We start from the raw sequence: 17239 nt of genomic DNA, 5'->3' as shown, positions 1-17239 counted from the left end.
TGAATCTTATCACCCTTTTTTGCGAATTGTCAAACCTTTTTCAAATAAATGTATATGACTTGTCCAAGAAGCCCGCTTGGCTGGAACGGTTGGTGGTCATTATAAAAGATGCTATGATATAGTTGGCAGGACGTCATTGTACAAGGAGATGAGCATAACGCATGAGCATACAGGTAACTGAACCTGCGGCACAGTGGTACATTAAGGAGCTTGGTTTGAATCGCGGAGATTCGATCCGTTTTTTTGTTCGCTATAGTTCTGGCGGCGGGTTGCATCCAGGCTTTTCTCTGGGAATTGCCGTAGAGCCTCCGCAGCACCCCGTATTACAGCATGAAGCGGCTGGCATTACGTTTTATATGGAGGACCAGGATTATTGGTATCTGAAGGGCCATCATCTGGAAGTTAAATATTTGGAGGAACATGACGACATTATTTACACCTATGTTGAGGATGGACAAGCTTAATGCTCCAACGTTAAAAATAGCGTGCAAGTAGTTGTTTATGGACATGAAAAGCGGCGGAGTATCGTGTTACAGGAGATGAACCTGCACATGATGCTCCGCCGCTTTATTGTGGTTAAGGCGGGGATGCCGTATGTTAAGGGTTGTTAAGCATCGGACCATCGACTGCAAAATCAAAATCATCAATGTCGTACACATGTACAGGTACGGAAGCTTCAATAATGCGGTGGATCCAGTCCAATTGATCAGTCAAAATGGGTAATGCTTCACGCTGAGCTGTCAACACCAGTTCGGTCTCAATCGGATCAAAATATTCTCCGTAATGCGCCGTATCAACAGCATTAATGACAATGAGTGATGTATTGGCGTCGAATAGAATAGGCAAGCTTTTGGCCCAAGGCATCTGAAGGGAACGCCGAATTTTTTTCTGATTCAACGGTTCTTCAAAATAACTGATCAGCTCGCTTACCTTTCGCTTCACATGTTGATCGTCCATAGGATTATCCATGAGAGGCTCCGTGCTATCCTGGAATTCGTATAGCTCTAGCAGTGATGTATAAGGCACTATATATTCCACAGGGGCGGGAGATGTAAGCAGCTGGCCGTATATAGCCACCATTACAGCTTCCGTTACAAATTGTCGAGACATCGGTCAAGCCTCCTGCATTTACCAAATTATGCGATAAGAGTATAACACAAAGCGGGACTGAATTCAGCCTGACATGCAGATTGCTATCATTCATTCGTATATTTGTTGGACGGCTCTTTTCAATCCTATGTCTGGCGCTGGACAAATACGCTTTTTATCAATAGTATTTGCTGGCGCCAACAAAAGGATAAGCCAAGGAATTTAGGAGCGGCCGATTAACAGAGAGAGCAGTCCGGCAGCAATCAGAGGTCCAACAGGAACTCCTTTAAAGAAGGCAACGCCAATAACAGTCCCGATCAGTAGACCTGTCACAATAATGGGCTGTCCAGACATCAGAGTTACTCCGCGGCCGCCAAGATAGGCTACCAGAATCCCTATACCAATCGCGAGCAGCGATTTCCAGTGCAGGAAGGACTCCATTACCTGATTGATGCTGATTTTACCGCTGGCTAGCGGGGTCATGACCCCAATCGTCAAAATAATAATTCCGATCGTCAGGCCATACTTTTCAAGCCAGGGAAAAGCAGTATGAAAGCTGGTTACCCGCAGCAGCAGTAATACAACCATGGCAATAGTCACGGTAGAGTTGCCACTGACAATTCCAAGACCAGCCAGTACCAGTAAGATAAGTGAGCTGTAATCCATACAGATGTTCTCCTTCGTTCATTTAGCTTTGGATATGTTCGGCGATTTGACGCCCGTGCCAGCGACCTGTTTCAATAAACACTTCATTGGCATTGCTGCCTGAAGCGATTACCCCGGCGACATATATACCTGGTATGTTAGTTTCCATCGTGGAAGGATTAAATTCTGGTTTGTCCAGATCCTCAGCCATGTGGACGCCGACAGACTCCAGTAGTTTTCGTTCCGGGTGAAATCCGGTCAATGCCAACACAAAATCATTTTCGAGCCGGAATGCTTCTGTATCCAGCGGAGTGACTACGACATGGTCTGGATGAATTTCGGTAATGCGTGCGCCTAAGTGCAGCGTGATCTTCCCTTTTTGTACCATACTGTCGAACAGTGGACGAACCCACGGCTTGATGTATTGGGACAACTCGGTTCGACGATATACCATATCAATCGTAGCCCCGACCCGTACCAATTCCATCGCGGCATCTACCGCAGAGTTACTGCCACCGATGACTGCGACCCGGGTTCCTGTATAGGGATGGGCTTCGCTGAAATAGTGAGTGACTTTATCCAATTGTTCCCCGGGAATGCCCAAATAGTTCGGATGATCAAAATATCCTGTAGCCACTACGACATAGCGTGACGAATACGTTTTGGTTATTTCCCGTTTGCTCAGGGTATGTACGGTAAATGTACCGTCATCCTGGCGTTGAATGGACTGGGCCTCCTCATAATGCTGAATGTTCAGGTTATAGTGTGTTGCTACTTTACGATAGTACGCCAGTGCTTCATGACGAAAAGGCTTATCATTAGGGGTGCTGAACGGAACATCACCGATTTCCAGTAGTTCGGCGGTGCTGAAAAACTGCATGTTCGTCGGATACAGAAAAATGGAGTGAACGATGTTGCTTTTTTCAATAATGACGGTTTGCAAACCTCTGCGGCTGCATTCGATTGCAGCGGATAGTCCGCAAGGTCCGCCACCAATAATGATTACGTCGTGCATTTGGAAGAACCTCCAGTTGTATTGGTTTATTACACCAGTTTTGTAGGGTTAGCATTATTTTGATGATTAAAAACTGCTCTTTGGATTGATACAAATTGCTCGGGTATGTGAGAAGTTTTCAAATAATAATCCTACCGTAATGCGTACACAATATCCAGCCGTTTTCAGAAAGAGATGATGGAAAGGGAGGATTGACAGATAATTTTAGCAAACATATAATTAGATGCATATCTATTTAGTGTGATTGAATTCGCTTGCACAGCAAGTATGTAGTAGTGAAAAGAGGTGCAATAACGATGCAACTGGATAAAATGGTCAATTATCATAAAGCGCTTGCTGATCCGACGCGTATGCGTATATTACTCCTTTTGTCCCGTGGGGAGATGCATGGTCAAGCTTTGGCGAAAAAGCTGAATTTATCCCAACCGACTGTTACGCATCATGCTTCCAAACTCCGTGAGGCTGGGTTAATTAAGGAACGACGGGATAAAAATACGGTGTATTTTACACTGAATCCAGAGCTGATCCGGCAGCATGCCGAGGCGACGGTGCGTTTTATTTTCGAAAAAGGAGAGGGAGAGGAAGAGATGTCAGAGCTGAATGAGACGCTGGAGACGACGGTATTACGCAATTTTTTTGCGAAGGACGGCAAGTTGCGCCAAATCCCTGCACAGTATAAGAAAAAATTGATCGTACTTCAGATGCTGGCAGAAAAGCTGGAGCCAGGCCGCATGTATCCTGAACGTGAACTAAACGAGTGGATCAAGCAATACCATGAGGATTTTGCGACGATTCGGCGTGAGCTGATTATGCATCAGTTTATGTACAGAGAACGCGAAATGTACGAATTGAACCCGCGTGAGATGTGGACGCGCTGGGATCAGGTGCGTTAAACGAAACTTGCAAAGATTTTAAAAAAGTTTCGCATCATCCTTGACAGACAATTGATGGACTTGTATGATAAAGGAAATTTTAGGAGGAGGCGATGTTATATGCGTACGAACATGAATGGATGGGTTCAGCAGCAGAATGACTTGTCTCCCGTACGGACAATGCACGGTTAAAGACTGTATAGATATATAGTCTTGGCTTAGCAGTTGGTTGGAAAGTAGAACCAACGAAATCCGCAGGGAGTGATTCCCTGCGGATTTTTTATGGTTAGGCTTCTTGTTATCGGCCATAGCTATACCCTCCGCAGGGGGTTCCCTGCGGATTTTTTGCGTTGTTTGCTTGCGGGGAGAAAAATGTACACTATCAAATCACATTACAATCAAAAAATTACACGATGATTTCAGGAGGAAAACAATGAGTATACATGAATACGGTTGGTCTGATTACTGGAACGGTTTTTGGGACCAATGGAAGCAAAGCTTTGAGGAACGAGTAGGAAATACACAGGTACGTCCTGCCCGCTTGATTGCCGATTATGGACAAAAGGTGAAGCTTATTACGATGGATGGAGAACGCTGGGGAGCCGCTTCTGGTAAGCTGCGGCATGCTATTGTAGATCCGGCGGAAATGCCGGCTGTAGGGGACTGGCTGGCAATCACCACGCCGGATGAAGTGTCGGATGCAGTAATTCATGCCGTCTTGCCACGCAAAAGTCGAATATCTAGGCAGGCCGCGGGCTTTGAGACGAAGGAGCAGCTGATCGCGACAAATGTGGATACCCTTTTCCTTGTTAATGCGCTGAATCATGATTTTAATATGCGCAGACTGGAACGGTATTTAATTATGGCTTGGAATAGCGGGGTAAACCCGGTTGTCGTGTTGAGTAAGAGTGACCTTTGTGACGATGTCGAAGAGCGGATCGCAGAAGCGGAGGGGGTTGCCCCCGGTGTGCCTGTTATCGTTATTTCTGCTTTGCAGAACGAAGGTAGAGAGCAACTGGAGGCGTTTCTTCAACCTGGCTGTACGGTTGCCTTAACAGGTTCTTCCGGTAGTGGCAAATCAACGATAGTGAACTGGCTCTCTGGGGCTGAAGTTCAACTGACGCAGGATGTGAGGGAGGAAGACAGCCGGGGCAGGCATACGACCACTCACCGACAGCTTTTTCCCATCGCAAAGCAAGCTGTTCTACTGGACACACCCGGTATGCGTGAGCTTAACCTGTGGGATGATTCTACGGGTGTCGCTCATACGTTTGCCGATATTACGGAAATGGCACAGAAATGTCGTTTTGCTGATTGCAAGCATAAGGGCGAAGCTGGATGTGCAGTGGAGGAAGCTATACAGAGGGGGGAAATGTCGGAATCCAGGGTTAACAATTATCGCAAGATGCAGCGAGAACTGGAATATCAGGCGCGCAAGGAAGCAGACCGGCGCAGAAAGGATAGCCGTTCAAGCACAACCCCGGGCCGTAGGGATCAGCGAAGCGGCTGGCGACGTGATGTGGAGTGGTAAGCCGAGCTGCAATGAAACATCATTTGTAAAAATATAAGAAAATCTAAGTTGTAGTCGGCATATGGTGTAAAGGGGTGAAAATATGCCGAACTACAGCATTGTGGTGGATTTATCGGATCGTCGTTTATATTTAAAAGATGGAAGTCAGATCGTTCTTAGTTATCCAGTCGGTATTGGTAAGTTGGCTACACAGACACCGCATGGGCAATTTACGATTATTAACAAACAGCCCAATCCCGGCGGCCCTTTCGGAGCGTTCTGGATGGGGCTGTCCAAGCCGCATTATGGCATTCACGGCACCAACGAACCATGGTCCATTGGCAAGATGGTGTCACATGGCTGCATTCGAATGCAGAATAAGGATGTGCTGGAGCTTCACGAGAAGGTAAGTATAGGCACACCGGTCACGATACAGCCATAGCGGCTAGACGACATAGGATTCTGCACCTACTCAGACGTTGACACCGCGTCATAGGCTGTATCTGTGAAGTGTACTTCATGGTGAACGGCAGTAAGTTTAAGCTATGTGCTGTCTCATTACGATTTGGGTTGGATATGGACACGGGCTTCAATCCGTTTGGAGCCCTCTTTGTCGTCTGCGGATTTGACTAGCGATCCCGATAGACGTTCTCCCTGTGTACCGTACGCTTGTTTGGCGTTGACCCATATATCTTCGTTCGGTTCGAAGCTTATGACCATGGTGTAGCGGTTGGCAAGGCTCGGCTTTTTGACCCTCATGCTGAAGGAACCGTCAGGCATGACTTTGGTTTGATCATCGTAGCCAAACTGCCATCGCCCCGGAAAATCAATCGTGAGCTTAACGTCCGACCCTTCCAGCAAATTGCTGCGCGCATATATATGATAATATTTTCCTTCTTGCTTCACATCAGGCTTAATCCACACTTGAGGGCTACCGTAGTCCTTTGGTTTGTTCCAGACAGGTTTAACCAGAGGGGTATTGCGGTCTTGTTCAGGATCAAACTCAGCCCCAATCCGAACTTCTTGCAAAAGCTGTTCGTTTTCTTCGTATTGATATACATAAGGCCCTTCCAATTTGTCGCCACCGCTGCCATAAAGATTTCGTATGTCATTGTCTTGATCATCCGGACGGAACAGAACAGTCAGGTCCATACTGCCCTGTATACCGGGACGTTGCACTCGGAGTACAAAACTGCCGTCCTTTTGGATGGTTGTCTCGTCCGTGTACCCAGTTAACAGGGAGTTTCTGACCGCAAGATTCCCTTTAATCCGTGCTCCAGCCGGGAGGTTGGAATGTCCTGTAACCTTCACGGTATTGTTATCTATACTTACGTCACCTGATATTTCGACATAGCGGCTGCCTTGCTGATGTACAGGTGTATGCTTGGCAGCTCGTTCATCAAGTGATGATGCACCTTGGTTCGGATTACCCGTTACGGTGTAGGCACGCGCTTCAGCTTCATGTTGGGCCATACTTCGGGTTGAGGCTTTCTCCCTGCTGCATGCAGCCAGCATAATTAGGATTAATGACGTACATAAAAGGTTCCAGCCTATTTTGGTAATCATGTGTTTATTCATGGTTTCTGCTCGCTCCTTGTCCGTAGCTTCCAAGCTTAACGTGATAAAACTTTCGAAACTTTATGTATTTACCCTAATTAAAGGGTATGTAATCCCGTCTGCTTTATCCTATAAGGAAACGTACATGTTTAAACAACAGGCAGAATGGTTAAAAATGGATAGCCTGATCATCCCCTTGAAAAGCAGGGGCAGCTTGCTGTAAAGGAGCCTGAGTCATATGTCCATTGACCGTTTTATTTTGAAAAAGCTGGACAACTGCCGGGAAGAGCATACACGCGCTAATTTACTAGAACTGTTTAGAATACGAATTGAGAAGGCGCAGAAAAAGGAACGAGGCGGTAAAAAAGGTTATCGCAGAATACTATAAGTAGGGTCTGATCAAAATGCATAGGCTGCGGTTAAGTCACATGTATCATGTTTCAAAGCCGCTGATATAGAGAGGGTGCTGAATGCCCCTCTCTTTTTTGTGTCTAATGCGGACAAAAAAAAGTCCCTCTTAATAGAGGGACAATGCCAATGAATCATTTTCACTAACGCTATGCAGGATGGCTTCACAACCGACAATCTCTATACTGATCAAAGAGTTAAGACATTTTTGAAGGGCACGCTTGCCGCTGGAGATTTTATTCTCCAAAGTGTTACTTAGAAGTTTTAATGTTTTTTGTACGGGTTGCTTATTTTCTTGATTGAAGTATACGGGAATACGTTTGTTTTGAAATGTAATTAATGTTCTCACAAAAATCACCTCACCTGAGTTATTTCATGGCTTTATTGTAGTGCCCGTTTCTTAAAATTACCTTAAAAACACCTTATAAAAACATAAAGGTCTGAAAAATTTACAAAGTGTTCACAACAATCTGGGCAACAATCGAATTTTGTTCTAACTAATCGAGAAAATGACGTATACACCCATATTAAATACGATTAAATACGTTATTTTGAGTCAAATGACCCTACTAATATATAAAAATATGTCTAAAGTCACTGAATTATTTTGAGAGTGGGTATTTTGTAACAAATTGACAGCCTAATAGGCGGATGCTACAGTTACGATAGCCATATTTCCGTAGAAATAGGCTTTTTGCGTGAGATTTGCTGTATATATTAAGGATCGGGAGGGATGACAGATGATCCTGACCGTGCTTTCAGGACGACAGGAAACAGAGTGGTTTGACATCGAGGTAGCTGATGAATACTCGGTGGAACATTTAAAGCTGATGCTGGGTGTGCGTATTTTTGGTGAGCCTCCGGCGGAAGGTATGCAATATATTATGGAAGCAAAGTTCCCGGAAGGGCTTTGGTTCAGGGTGGAGGATGACCAGCTACTCACAGGAGCAGGCTTGCGGGAAGGCTGTACTGTGCGTATTCAGCGCGCTTTTTCGACAACTCTGGAGGAAGCGCCTGTATATGGAAGGCGTTCTTTGTTTCAAAGTGAAAAAAATGGGTAAATACACACATGAAATTATATGAAACCTTGGTAAAATGAAATAGTAACCGAAAAGGGGGACTTTTGTCTTGAATGTATTATACCAGCGATCCCCGAGATTAAGGCCGGCGCTCCGAGAGGAGAAGCTGGAGATTTTACGGCCTCCGGCTGAGCCGAGCAAGCCGTCTTTTTCTATTATATCTATACTTATTCCGTTAATGATGACGTTGGTGACTATAGGCTTTTACGTATATATGAGCAAAACAGGCAAGATGGGCAACAGTAACTATTTGATGTTCCAGATGGTCACTGTGGTCATGATGCTTACATCTTATACGATTCCTTTTTTCGTCTATTTAAATAATAAGAAGGAATACAAGCGCAAGCTGGAGGAACGGGACCGGATGTACCGGGAACAGCTCCAAAAGCATCGTGAAGAACTTGAAATGAAACGCGAGGAGCAAATTCGCACATTATATGAAATTCACGGTGACCCGCAAATATGCACTCAAATCGTCAAAAACCGCAACAGTTCTCTTTGGGAACGATCACCGGAGGATGAGGACTTTTTGCAAGTGCGTATTGGGACTGGACAAGTTCCCTTTCATATTAAACTGCAAATCCCACGCCCGGACGGTTATGACCGAGATCCCTTGTTGGGAGCTGCGGATGAACTGGAGGAAGAATTTCGTCTGGTAGACGCTGCTTCCATTGCATTACCGCTGTTTCAATCCAAAGTGGTTGGACTGGTCGGAGAGCGGGAGCATACCCTCGCTGCGTTAAGAGTGATCTTGGCACAAGTGACGGTTCGTCACTCGCCAGATGAAGTGAAAATTGCTTCCTTCTATGATGAGCGTGAGGAAAGTGAATGGACTTGGATGCGCTGGCTTCCACATGTGTGGGATGATGACAGAATCCAGAGGATGATGTCAGACCGCAGCAGTAGCGCCCATCAATTAGCTGATTTTCTGTTTGCCAGACTGAACCGCCGTAAAAATAATCGCAATGAACGTCATGGCAAAGGGATGGAAGTTCCGTGTTATGTGGTCGTTTTATCTGACAGCCAGCTGATTGAGGAAGAACCTTTGCTGCCGTTGTTGCTGGAGGACGGCCGAGCGATTGATGCGTGTACGATCGTGCTCGCTTCTCGTAAAGAGGCTTTGCCGATGCAGTGTCAGCTGATTGTGGAGGCTACCAAGGAGCAGGGCGTATATGCCCGCAAATCAGAATCGGCGGAGGTTGAACAGCAAAGTTTCAAACCGGATCGTTTGTCAAAAGAGGAAGCCGATGCATTGGCGCGGTACATGGCACCTATTCGCTTGAAGCGTTCCTCGGCTTCTGATATTCCCGCTGTGCTGCCTCTGTTTGATATGATGAGCGTAGCGAGTGTGGAAGAACTGGACGTGGCAGATCGGTGGCGACGTAATCGCCATCCTGATACCTTACCTGTGCCGATGGGCGTGCGAGCAGGCGGCAAGAAGATTATGATTAACCTTCATGATAAAATAGAGCGTCAAGGACATGGCCCCCATGGCTTGATCGCCGGTACGACAGGTTCAGGGAAGAGTGAGGTTATCCAGTCCATCGTAGCCTCGCTCGCTGCCGAGTTTCACCCGCATGATCTTGCTTTTATGCTGATTGATTACAAGGGTGGAGGCATGTCCAACACGTTCGTTAACTTGCCACATGTTGTGGGTACGATCACGAACTTGGACAATAATTTGATTGAACGTGCCAAAATATCTCTTAAAGCAGAACTGGTTCGTCGACAGAAGATATTGAACGATGCAGGCAATTTACAGCATATTGATGAATATTACAGACTACTCCGGCAGCGGCAGGAACAACCGCTGCCTCATCTGGTTATTATTATTGATGAATTTGCACAATTAAAGCGGGATCAGCCAGAGTTTATGGACGAGCTAATCAGTATTGCCGCGATTGGGCGGACATTAGGTGTCCATCTGATTTTGGCGACTCAAAAGCCCGCAGGTGTCGTAGATGATAAGATCTGGAGTAACTCCAGGTTCCGCATTTGTTTACGGGTGCAAAGCGAAGGTGATAGCCGTGATATGTTGAAAATACCGAATGCCGCCTGGATTACTAAACCGGGACGAGGATATTTTCAAGTTGGTAGCGACGAGGTGTTTGAAGAGATGCAGTTTGCCTGGAGCGGTGCGCCGTATATAGGCAACAGCGATATTTCTTCTGCACTACCTGTACATGAAGTGAGACTGAACGGGAAACGTGAAGCGCTACTGACGGGCGGTGAACGGGCAAGCTCAGGCTTAAAAGGAGAAGAAGCTCCTAAACAGCTTCAAATTTTTATTGATTATATTGCAAAAGAGGCTGCTAAGGCAGGAATCGAACGGCTTCAGGGACCGTGGCTTCCGCCGCTGCCTGAATTGCTGGATTTAACTAATCTGCCTGCATGCACAGAAATAGATAGTACATCATCATCTTTGGAGCTGAAGGCTCTTATCGGTCTGGTCGATGATTTGCCGAATCAGCGGCAAGAGCCGATTTATGCATCGCTGGATCATGGTCATTGGGCTGTGTATGGAATGCCGGGCATGGGGAAAACGACCTTTTTGCATACGTTGCTGATGTCCACGGCTCAGCGTTTTACTGCGAATCATTGGAACGGTTATATCATTGACATGGGGCGAACGATGCGCGACTTTGGGGAACTTCCCCAAATTGGTGCTGTTATGATGGCTGAGGAGGATGACCGGATCAAACGGTTGTTCCGTTATCTGTTCAAGATGGTGGCTATACGCAAGGAAATGCTTTCCGAGGCTGGCGTCAAAACAATAAGCTCTTATCGACGTTCTGCCGTCGAGGATGTACCGCAAATTGTCGTAGTTATTGATGGATACCTTAATTTCCGTAATGCTTATCCGGATGAAAATGAACTGCTGGAATCTCTTTTGCGTGAAGGAGGTAGTCTAGGTATCACATTTATCATTACAGCGAACCGGATTACCGATGTGTTTGAGAAATTCCGCAGTAACATACCGAATGCTGTTTCTTTTGAAATGTCCGACCCTAGTGACTATTATTATGCGGTAGGACGACCGGCCAAAACGCCAGGACCGTTAATTCCAGGCCGCGCTCTGGTTAAAGGGCATGTTCCTCCGCTGGAGTTCCAGACGGCGTTGCCTTCACCAGGAGAAGATGAGGCGGAACGATCAGCACAGCTACGCCGCAATATCGCTGGCATTGTGCAGGAATGGAAAGGCAAGCACGCACCAGCCATTCTCCCATTGCCCGAGCGGATTCCACTGTCGGAACTGCTTCAGCAGTGGGATCGGACGAGTGGACCATCGAGTGCGCTTCCTTACGAAGTACCTGTAGGTCTACAGAGTGACGATCTTGAGCCTTTTCTCCTGAATCTGAAAGAAGGGCCTAATTTTATCGTTGGTAGTCCTATGGAAGGTGGAAAAACCTCTTTTCTAATGAGCTGGATTATATCGCTGGCTTATTACACATCACCGGAGCAATTGGAAGTCTATACGATCGATACACGCTATGGAGGCGGGGGACTATCGCGATTACGGCATCTTCCTCATGTCAAGGCAGCTGCCGAAAGCGAGGAAGAAATGGGACCTCTGGTACAGCAAGTGCATGATATCGTTCAACAGCGGAACAAGGAGGGGAATGATCCCGAATTGCTCCTGGTCATTGATGATGCGGATATGTTGAGCAAGCAACTGAACGATTTTATGATAAAGGATCAGCTCTCCGCCATTGTACGGTTGGGACGTGATCGCAATGTGCATGTCGTGCTATCAGGTGTGCCATCTGATTTCCCTACCTTTGGTGTGGACTGGTTTAATGATGTCAAGGCAAGCCAAAGCGGTATGTTGTTTGGAACACTGGATTCGAATGATTTATCGTTCTTTCGTATCCCTTATTCGGAAGCGAACGCCGCTGCTGGTGGACTAAAAGTCCTGCCCCCTGGGCAGGGATACTACGTACGGCGCAAATTTACCAGGATAAAAGCGGCAATTCCCTTCTCAGAGCAAGAGAGCTGTGAGGATTGGATAACGAAAATTCGTGACCGATGGCATGTTGTAGTTTGAAGGGAGGTGGCTCATAATGTTAACGTTTCAAGCTTCCAAGCAGAAGTTAATAACCCTCAAGGCGAAGGAACTGTTTTTTCTGGCAGGCGTATTGGGTTCTGACAGACTGCTTGGGGTGGAAGATCCGTTTAAGGGCTATCTAGCAGAGGAGTTGGCGGAAGAGTGGGAGCAGGTAAAAGCTGCTCTTTTGGAAAAGGGTTATCTAAAGCGGGTAGATAAGGGCAAAGAGCTAGCAATGCCCCCTACCGTTTTTTCAAGAGTCGCTATCGCGGGATTATCCAACAGGGCTTGCCGTATACGCTATGTACGGGGAGGTAAGCGGTTTGAAGGCTATCTCCATTGCACGAACGAGCGTGTGGTGGAGCTCGTGAAATCCGTTGATGAACCCGATGAGTATCGACTGTACGATCTGGGTAATGTGGAAAAGGCTTGCGAAACATTGATTGATAAAATGGGCTGGGTAGATCGACTTGTGCCTGAATCCCCCGCACTTATGTTCTCCAAGCAGGCATTTAATAAAATTTACGAGCAATCGGCTGGAGAGAGTGTGTCTCTAATCAGCAGTAAACTGACCGAGGCTAGCGGAGATGCAGAGGGGGCTGCAAGACTGGCTCAGTCTCTGAGTTCCCGTGTAGCCGAGGGAGAATTGCAATTGCTGGTCTGGAACGGCAGGGAGTGGGAATCACAACGGGCAGCCTTTGTCCTGTGTCCTGCAATGAACTGGATATTTCGGATGAGCTCTAATGGTAACGGAGACTGGCTGATTGCAGCTATGGCTTCAAGAGATCAGTTTGTGGATTTATTATTGAATTGGTTGAAACAGTCAGCAGTGACTGAAGAAGTGACAGAAGAAGGGTGATGGATATGCGCATTCGAGTTGAACCGGATGTGCTTCGGGGGCTTAGCGGGCAGCTACAGCATGCGGCGGAGCAAATTCAACAGTTAACAGCAGGTTTGGAGCAGGCGTTACAATCGCTGGATTGGGATGTATCTGCACGCGAGGCGATCTTGAATCATTGGATGCAGGCCAAGCGGATGTCGGAACAGATCCATGCTTACCTCCATACATCAGGTACACAACTGAACCGAAAGGCAGAGCAGTTTCAGTCTGTTGACCACAACTATCAAACGATTCTGTCATTTGCCAGCCAACCATTGGGACGACCCGTCACGATGCTCGATTGGTCGAATCAGCAATCACCGTCTATTCTGCCTGGGCAAGCTTCGGAAGGAAGCAGTCTGATTTCAAACCCGCAGTCTGTCGTACATGCCATTGCTGGTGTACAGTCTTCGGATGTAGAAACGCTGCATCAGGATATTCTGAAGCAGGCGTCTTCTAGCAGTCCGCAGGATTGGTCTTTTACTGATCCGTCTATAGCAAGGGATCAGCCTGTCGCTTAGTTGGGATAGTTCCGGGACTATCTGGATCGTCTGTAAAATCCACATGAATTCGTTTCACATTTCCCGGTTTTATGGGACTTATTAGGTGGGTATTTTATTAAGATTATACTGTTAGATGCTGTTATATAGTTAAAAAGTGGGATTATTACAATTAGGTCCTTTGCCTTTTGTAGGGAATTAAATAGCCATAGTACAATTTGAATCAGATAAAACAAAAACATTTTTTATCATCAAGGAGGACGCAAAAAATGGCAGGACGCATTTTAATTACCCCAGAGCAGGTTGATCAGGTAGCTAACCAATTTAAACAAAGTGGTGAGCAAAGCCAGCAGATCGTTTCCAGTTTGACCCAGTCCATCTCAGGTATGGAAGGTCAATGGGAAGGTATGACTAAACAACGCTTCTTCCAAGAGTTTCAGGAAGCTAGCAAACAAATGCAAGCTTTCGTAACGACTTTGAATAGCATCAGCCAAGAATTGACGGCTATCGCTAACAAATTCCGTACGGTTGACCAAACGAAATAAGTTGCCTTGCCTGATAGGCATCAACTTATCATATACCACTCTATAAAGAAGCAATATGTGAACCATTCCTCACGGTTTGGCACAGGATGTTCAGGAAAAACCGGGCGATCTTCGGATACCCGGTTTTCTTGCCATCCATAGATGTATATAATAAGGTGAGGAAAACTAGCGTATTGAACGATGTAAGGAGAGGGATGTTTCATGTCTTTTCAACCGAATCCGGGAGACGAATTGATCATAAACGGCACAGCTTATGTGGTTGGACGACATCCCGCTGCACCCGGTTTAGCCTATGCTCAAGCAGGGCGGCAGGGAATTGTATACCAGCTGAATGCCAAAAACGGAGCGCCGCATGAGGCTAAAGCCCTTAAAGTGTTTTTTCCGAAGTTCCGTATTCCGGCTATGGTTTATCAATCTGAGCATATGGAAACATATGGGGATATTCCCGGTTTGCAGGTATGCAAGCGTGATGTGCTCACTCCAGAAAGAAACGGAAGTCTGATCGCCGAGCAGCCTGATTTGCTGTATGCGGTGCTGATGCCATGGGTTCATGGTATGACATGGTTCGATTGTCTCACAGATCAGCGTCAGCTTGAGGCTTCCGATAGTCTGGCTTTAGCCAGAGCACTGGCAGGGATCGGTTCAGCTATGGAGCAAAAAGGATTGGCGCATTGTGACTTATCGGCGCCGAATGTTATGCTTCCGTTTTTTTCTGAAGTGGAACTGCCTGAAGGCACGTCAGCTGTGGAATTGGTGGACGTGGAGCAAATGTATAGTACCAAAATGGATCGTCCAGACGCTTTATTGGCAGGTTCGCCAGGGTATGCCGCACATCGTACCGTCCACAGCGGGTTATGGAGCGCATATGCAGACCGTTTTGCAGGGGCTATTATTATTGGAGAAATGCTAGGCTGGTCTGACCGTGTGGTGGTCGACAAAGCGTGGGGCGAAAGTTATTTTGATCAGCATGAAATGCAGACACCTTGTGAACGTTATTTTATTTTACGAAAATCGCTTGAATCCCGTTGGGGTAGCAAGGTGGTAGAACTGTTCAGCCGTGCCTGGGATAGTCAGGATTTAAGCAGTTGCCCTACCTTTGGCGAATGGCTGGTTGTACTTAATGCGGTTACTGAGCAGGAAATTCCAGTTGAGACTATCGAGCCGGAGGCTGAGGCGACAGAAACCGTAGAATCGGTAGTCATGGGCGGCTCTTCCGGTGAAGCTGCATCCTCTTTGGCAGCACCTGCACCGCTCAAGGCTGAACAGGCTGCACTGCTAAATCAGGCCGCCCTGGAGCAGGGACAGCGTGGGGTAACGGACAAGCTGTTCCGACAGGCACGTGATCTGGAGCAGCAAAACAAACCTGCTGCAGCGCTGGAAGTATACCGGTCGTTGTATCATTTTGTAGAAGACGGCAGTCCTTTGCATGTGGAGGTGTCGGCTGCGATCACAGGGCTGGAAGAGCAGTTGAATCCCAAGACGCCGGAGCAACCTGAAAAATCAAGAGCCTGGTATCGCTCCAAAGCGTTTATCGTGACAACTGCGGCCGCAGTCGTTCTATTGGCAGCTGGAATCCCAGCCGTGAATATTCTTGCAGATCAGTCCAATCAGCGGCAAATCGAGGCAGCCAAGCAGGAAGAGGCAGCGAAGGCCACAAAGGCGGCCGAGGAAAAGCTGGCAGCCGAGCAGGAGGCCGCTCAAAAAGTACTGACGGAGAAACAACGACAGGAAGCTGAACAGCAGGTCAAACAACAGGCTCTTGCTGCCCAAAAGAAACAGGAAGAGCAGAAGAAACAACAAGCCCTTATCGCTCAACAGGTTAAATATGAAGCCTATCTGGCCCAAAAGGAACAAAACAAGCAGGCGGCTGCCAAGCTGGCGTTACAAAAAGCGTATGATCAACAGGCAAAGTATGAAAAATACTTGGCTTTGAAAAAGGAGCAGGAAGCCCGTGCCGCCCAGGAAGAGGCAGCTCGTAAGGCAGCAGCTGAAGCGGAACAAAAGCAAAAAGAGTCGATGCATGCACGTAACAAGGAGAACGTTCTCCAGCTCATTTCCCTGTATAACAAGGCTTATGCCTCTCAGGAAGGTGGAAGCATAGCGAAGGCAAAGAGCTTTGCCAAGAGTTTTAGAGCACTATATGATAGTAATCCTTCTTATTATCGTTCGGTAGGTGAAGTGGGATATCGGGCTTCCTCTATCTATAACTTTTTAGGGGATACGAATTTTAGACTGCCTAAAATATAATACTTCATATATTTATATATGGGCGGAGTGATAGATAGAAAACAGATGGAGATAGAAGGTAACTGAGGGGAGCATGTACAAACCATGAATTATACAATACAAGCTTCACAACGTACTCCCGCCCTGATCATTTACCTGATTGACATCAGCGCGTCGATGAACATGCTGATGGAAGGGCGGCGACGCATTGACGTTGTATATGAAGCTATATCGCTGGCGATCCGACAGATGGTTTTCCGATCGACCAAAGGAAATCGGCTAACTGCGCGCTATCGGATTGCGATTTTGGCTTATAGTGACGATGTGTATGACCTGCTGAATGGTGTCAAGGGAATTGATGAAATTGCGGCCATTGGTTCGTTACCCGATTTGACACCCAAACGGTTCTCAGATTCAGCAAAAGCCTTTTTGCAAGCTGAACGTATTTTGCAGGCGGAGTTACCAGGGATGCAGGATTGTCCTGCACCTTTGGTCTGTCATATGACAGATGGGGTTTCTACAGGCGATGATCCGGAACCGATTGCGAAGCGCATTATGAGCATGAGTGTACCGGACGGCAATGTACTGGTGGAAAATATATTTTTATCCGACAGGTTGCTGGAAACGCCTATTCAGGACCCCCGTCGCTGGAAAGGTCTGACGCATAATACGTCGTTGCAGGATGAACATGCTGTGAAATTGCGTAATATGTCTTCTGTACTCCCTGAAAGCTATCGGGAAATGCTGTTTGAGGCAGATTATCAGTTAGGTGAAGGAGCTATTATGATGCTGCCTGGAACCTGTGCGGAACTGGTGTCCATTGGGTTTCAAATGTCGGCCGCAACGCCTGTACGGTAAGGAGGTAAAA

18 protein-coding genes are annotated in these 17239 nt (G+C 46.9%); 12 read left to right on the top strand and 6 right to left on the bottom strand.

Translation table 11 applies throughout. From position 1 onward, the window contains the following. The first annotated feature begins 161 nt into the window (after positions 1-161). A complete protein-coding gene (locus AC6EJC_RS17635; protein ID WP_444955092.1) occupies positions 162-464 on the top strand; it encodes a HesB/YadR/YfhF family protein in 303 nt (100 codons plus the stop codon). 133 nt (positions 465-597) lie between these two features. Here the strand turns inward: AC6EJC_RS17635 and AC6EJC_RS17630 are convergent, their stop codons facing one another. The 3 genes from AC6EJC_RS17630 to AC6EJC_RS17620 form a co-directional block, all read right to left on the bottom strand. Continuing rightward, positions 598-1110: an ADP-heptose synthase gene (locus AC6EJC_RS17630; protein ID WP_444955091.1), complete on the bottom strand. Its 513-nt coding sequence runs from the start codon at positions 1108-1110 to the stop codon at positions 598-600. A gap of 201 nt (positions 1111-1311) precedes the next feature. Continuing rightward, entirely contained in the window at positions 1312-1755 is a 444-nt protein-coding gene (locus tag AC6EJC_RS17625; RefSeq protein ID WP_029517055.1) for a DUF441 domain-containing protein, read from the bottom strand. Between the two features lie 22 nt (positions 1756-1777). Then, the gene (locus tag AC6EJC_RS17620; RefSeq protein WP_444955090.1) at positions 1778-2749 is read right to left on the bottom strand and encodes a YpdA family putative bacillithiol disulfide reductase; all 972 of its coding nucleotides are present in this window, start codon (positions 2747-2749) and stop codon (positions 1778-1780) included. Positions 2750-3045: 296 nt separating this feature from the next. Here AC6EJC_RS17620 and AC6EJC_RS17615 point away from each other — a divergent pair, with 296 nt between their 5' ends. Further along, positions 3046-3642: a DUF2087 domain-containing protein gene (locus AC6EJC_RS17615; RefSeq protein ID WP_444955089.1), complete on the top strand. Its 597-nt coding sequence runs from the start codon at positions 3046-3048 to the stop codon at positions 3640-3642. 18 nt (positions 3643-3660) lie between these two features. On the opposite strand, the gene AC6EJC_RS17610 is transcribed toward AC6EJC_RS17615, so the two are convergent. Further along, positions 3661-3930, bottom strand: a complete 270-nt coding sequence (locus AC6EJC_RS17610; protein ID WP_444955088.1) for a hypothetical protein — start codon at positions 3928-3930, stop codon at positions 3661-3663. A 124-nt stretch (positions 3931-4054) separates the two neighbouring features. Between AC6EJC_RS17610 and rsgA the strand changes: the two genes are divergently transcribed. Then, positions 4055-5152, top strand: a complete 1098-nt coding sequence (gene rsgA, locus AC6EJC_RS17605) for a ribosome small subunit-dependent GTPase A (protein ID WP_444955087.1) — start codon at positions 4055-4057, stop codon at positions 5150-5152. Between the two features lie 82 nt (positions 5153-5234). Then, positions 5235-5573 carry a L,D-transpeptidase gene (locus tag AC6EJC_RS17600; RefSeq protein WP_444955086.1) on the top strand — a complete coding sequence of 113 codons (339 nt, stop codon included), beginning with the start codon at positions 5235-5237 and terminating at the stop codon, positions 5571-5573. Between the two features lie 116 nt (positions 5574-5689). Here AC6EJC_RS17600 and AC6EJC_RS17595 read toward each other — a convergent pair whose 3' ends face one another. Continuing rightward, positions 5690-6709, bottom strand: coding sequence for a flagellar motor protein MotB (locus tag AC6EJC_RS17595; protein WP_444955085.1), 1020 nt, complete (start codon positions 6707-6709; stop codon positions 5690-5692). A gap of 217 nt (positions 6710-6926) precedes the next feature. On the opposite strand from AC6EJC_RS17595, the gene AC6EJC_RS17590 reads away from it, so the two are divergent. Further along, positions 6927-7076 carry a hypothetical protein gene (locus AC6EJC_RS17590; RefSeq protein ID WP_016821028.1) on the top strand — a complete coding sequence of 50 codons (150 nt, stop codon included), beginning with the start codon at positions 6927-6929 and terminating at the stop codon, positions 7074-7076. A 129-nt stretch (positions 7077-7205) separates the two neighbouring features. On the opposite strand, the gene AC6EJC_RS17585 is transcribed toward AC6EJC_RS17590, so the two are convergent. After that, positions 7206-7445, bottom strand: coding sequence for a hypothetical protein (locus AC6EJC_RS17585; RefSeq protein WP_013370782.1), 240 nt, complete (start codon positions 7443-7445; stop codon positions 7206-7208). A gap of 391 nt (positions 7446-7836) precedes the next feature. Here AC6EJC_RS17585 and AC6EJC_RS17580 point away from each other — a divergent pair, with 391 nt between their 5' ends. The 7 genes from AC6EJC_RS17580 (at position 7837) to AC6EJC_RS17550 (ending at position 17229) form a co-directional block, all read left to right on the top strand. Next, positions 7837-8157: a hypothetical protein gene (locus AC6EJC_RS17580; protein ID WP_444955084.1), complete on the top strand. Its 321-nt coding sequence runs from the start codon at positions 7837-7839 to the stop codon at positions 8155-8157. 67 nt (positions 8158-8224) lie between these two features. After that, positions 8225-12220 (top strand): type VII secretion protein EssC, encoded by a 3996-nt coding sequence (gene essC / locus AC6EJC_RS17575; protein WP_444955083.1) that lies wholly within the window; start codon positions 8225-8227, stop codon positions 12218-12220. A 16-nt stretch (positions 12221-12236) separates the two neighbouring features. Continuing rightward, the gene (locus AC6EJC_RS17570; RefSeq protein WP_444955082.1) at positions 12237-13079 is read left to right on the top strand and encodes a hypothetical protein; all 843 of its coding nucleotides are present in this window, start codon (positions 12237-12239) and stop codon (positions 13077-13079) included. 5 nt (positions 13080-13084) lie between these two features. Next, the gene (locus AC6EJC_RS17565) at positions 13085-13621 is read left to right on the top strand and encodes a WXG100 family type VII secretion target (protein WP_444955081.1); all 537 of its coding nucleotides are present in this window, start codon (positions 13085-13087) and stop codon (positions 13619-13621) included. Between the two features lie 248 nt (positions 13622-13869). Continuing rightward, complete coding sequence (locus AC6EJC_RS17560) at positions 13870-14145, top strand: WXG100 family type VII secretion target (protein ID WP_013309990.1); 276 nt, start codon at positions 13870-13872, stop codon at positions 14143-14145. Between the two features lie 201 nt (positions 14146-14346). Further along, positions 14347-16392 (top strand): serine/threonine-protein kinase, encoded by a 2046-nt coding sequence (locus AC6EJC_RS17555; protein WP_444955080.1) that lies wholly within the window; start codon positions 14347-14349, stop codon positions 16390-16392. Positions 16393-16476: 84 nt separating this feature from the next. Continuing rightward, positions 16477-17229 carry a vWA domain-containing protein gene (locus AC6EJC_RS17550; protein WP_444955079.1) on the top strand — a complete coding sequence of 251 codons (753 nt, stop codon included), beginning with the start codon at positions 16477-16479 and terminating at the stop codon, positions 17227-17229. Positions 17230-17239 lie beyond the last annotated feature (10 nt).

The organism is Paenibacillus sp. TY11 (assembly GCF_059772165.1).
The sequence above is the reverse complement of the archived record's forward strand: the minus strand, read 5'-3'. Positions and strand labels throughout refer to the sequence as shown.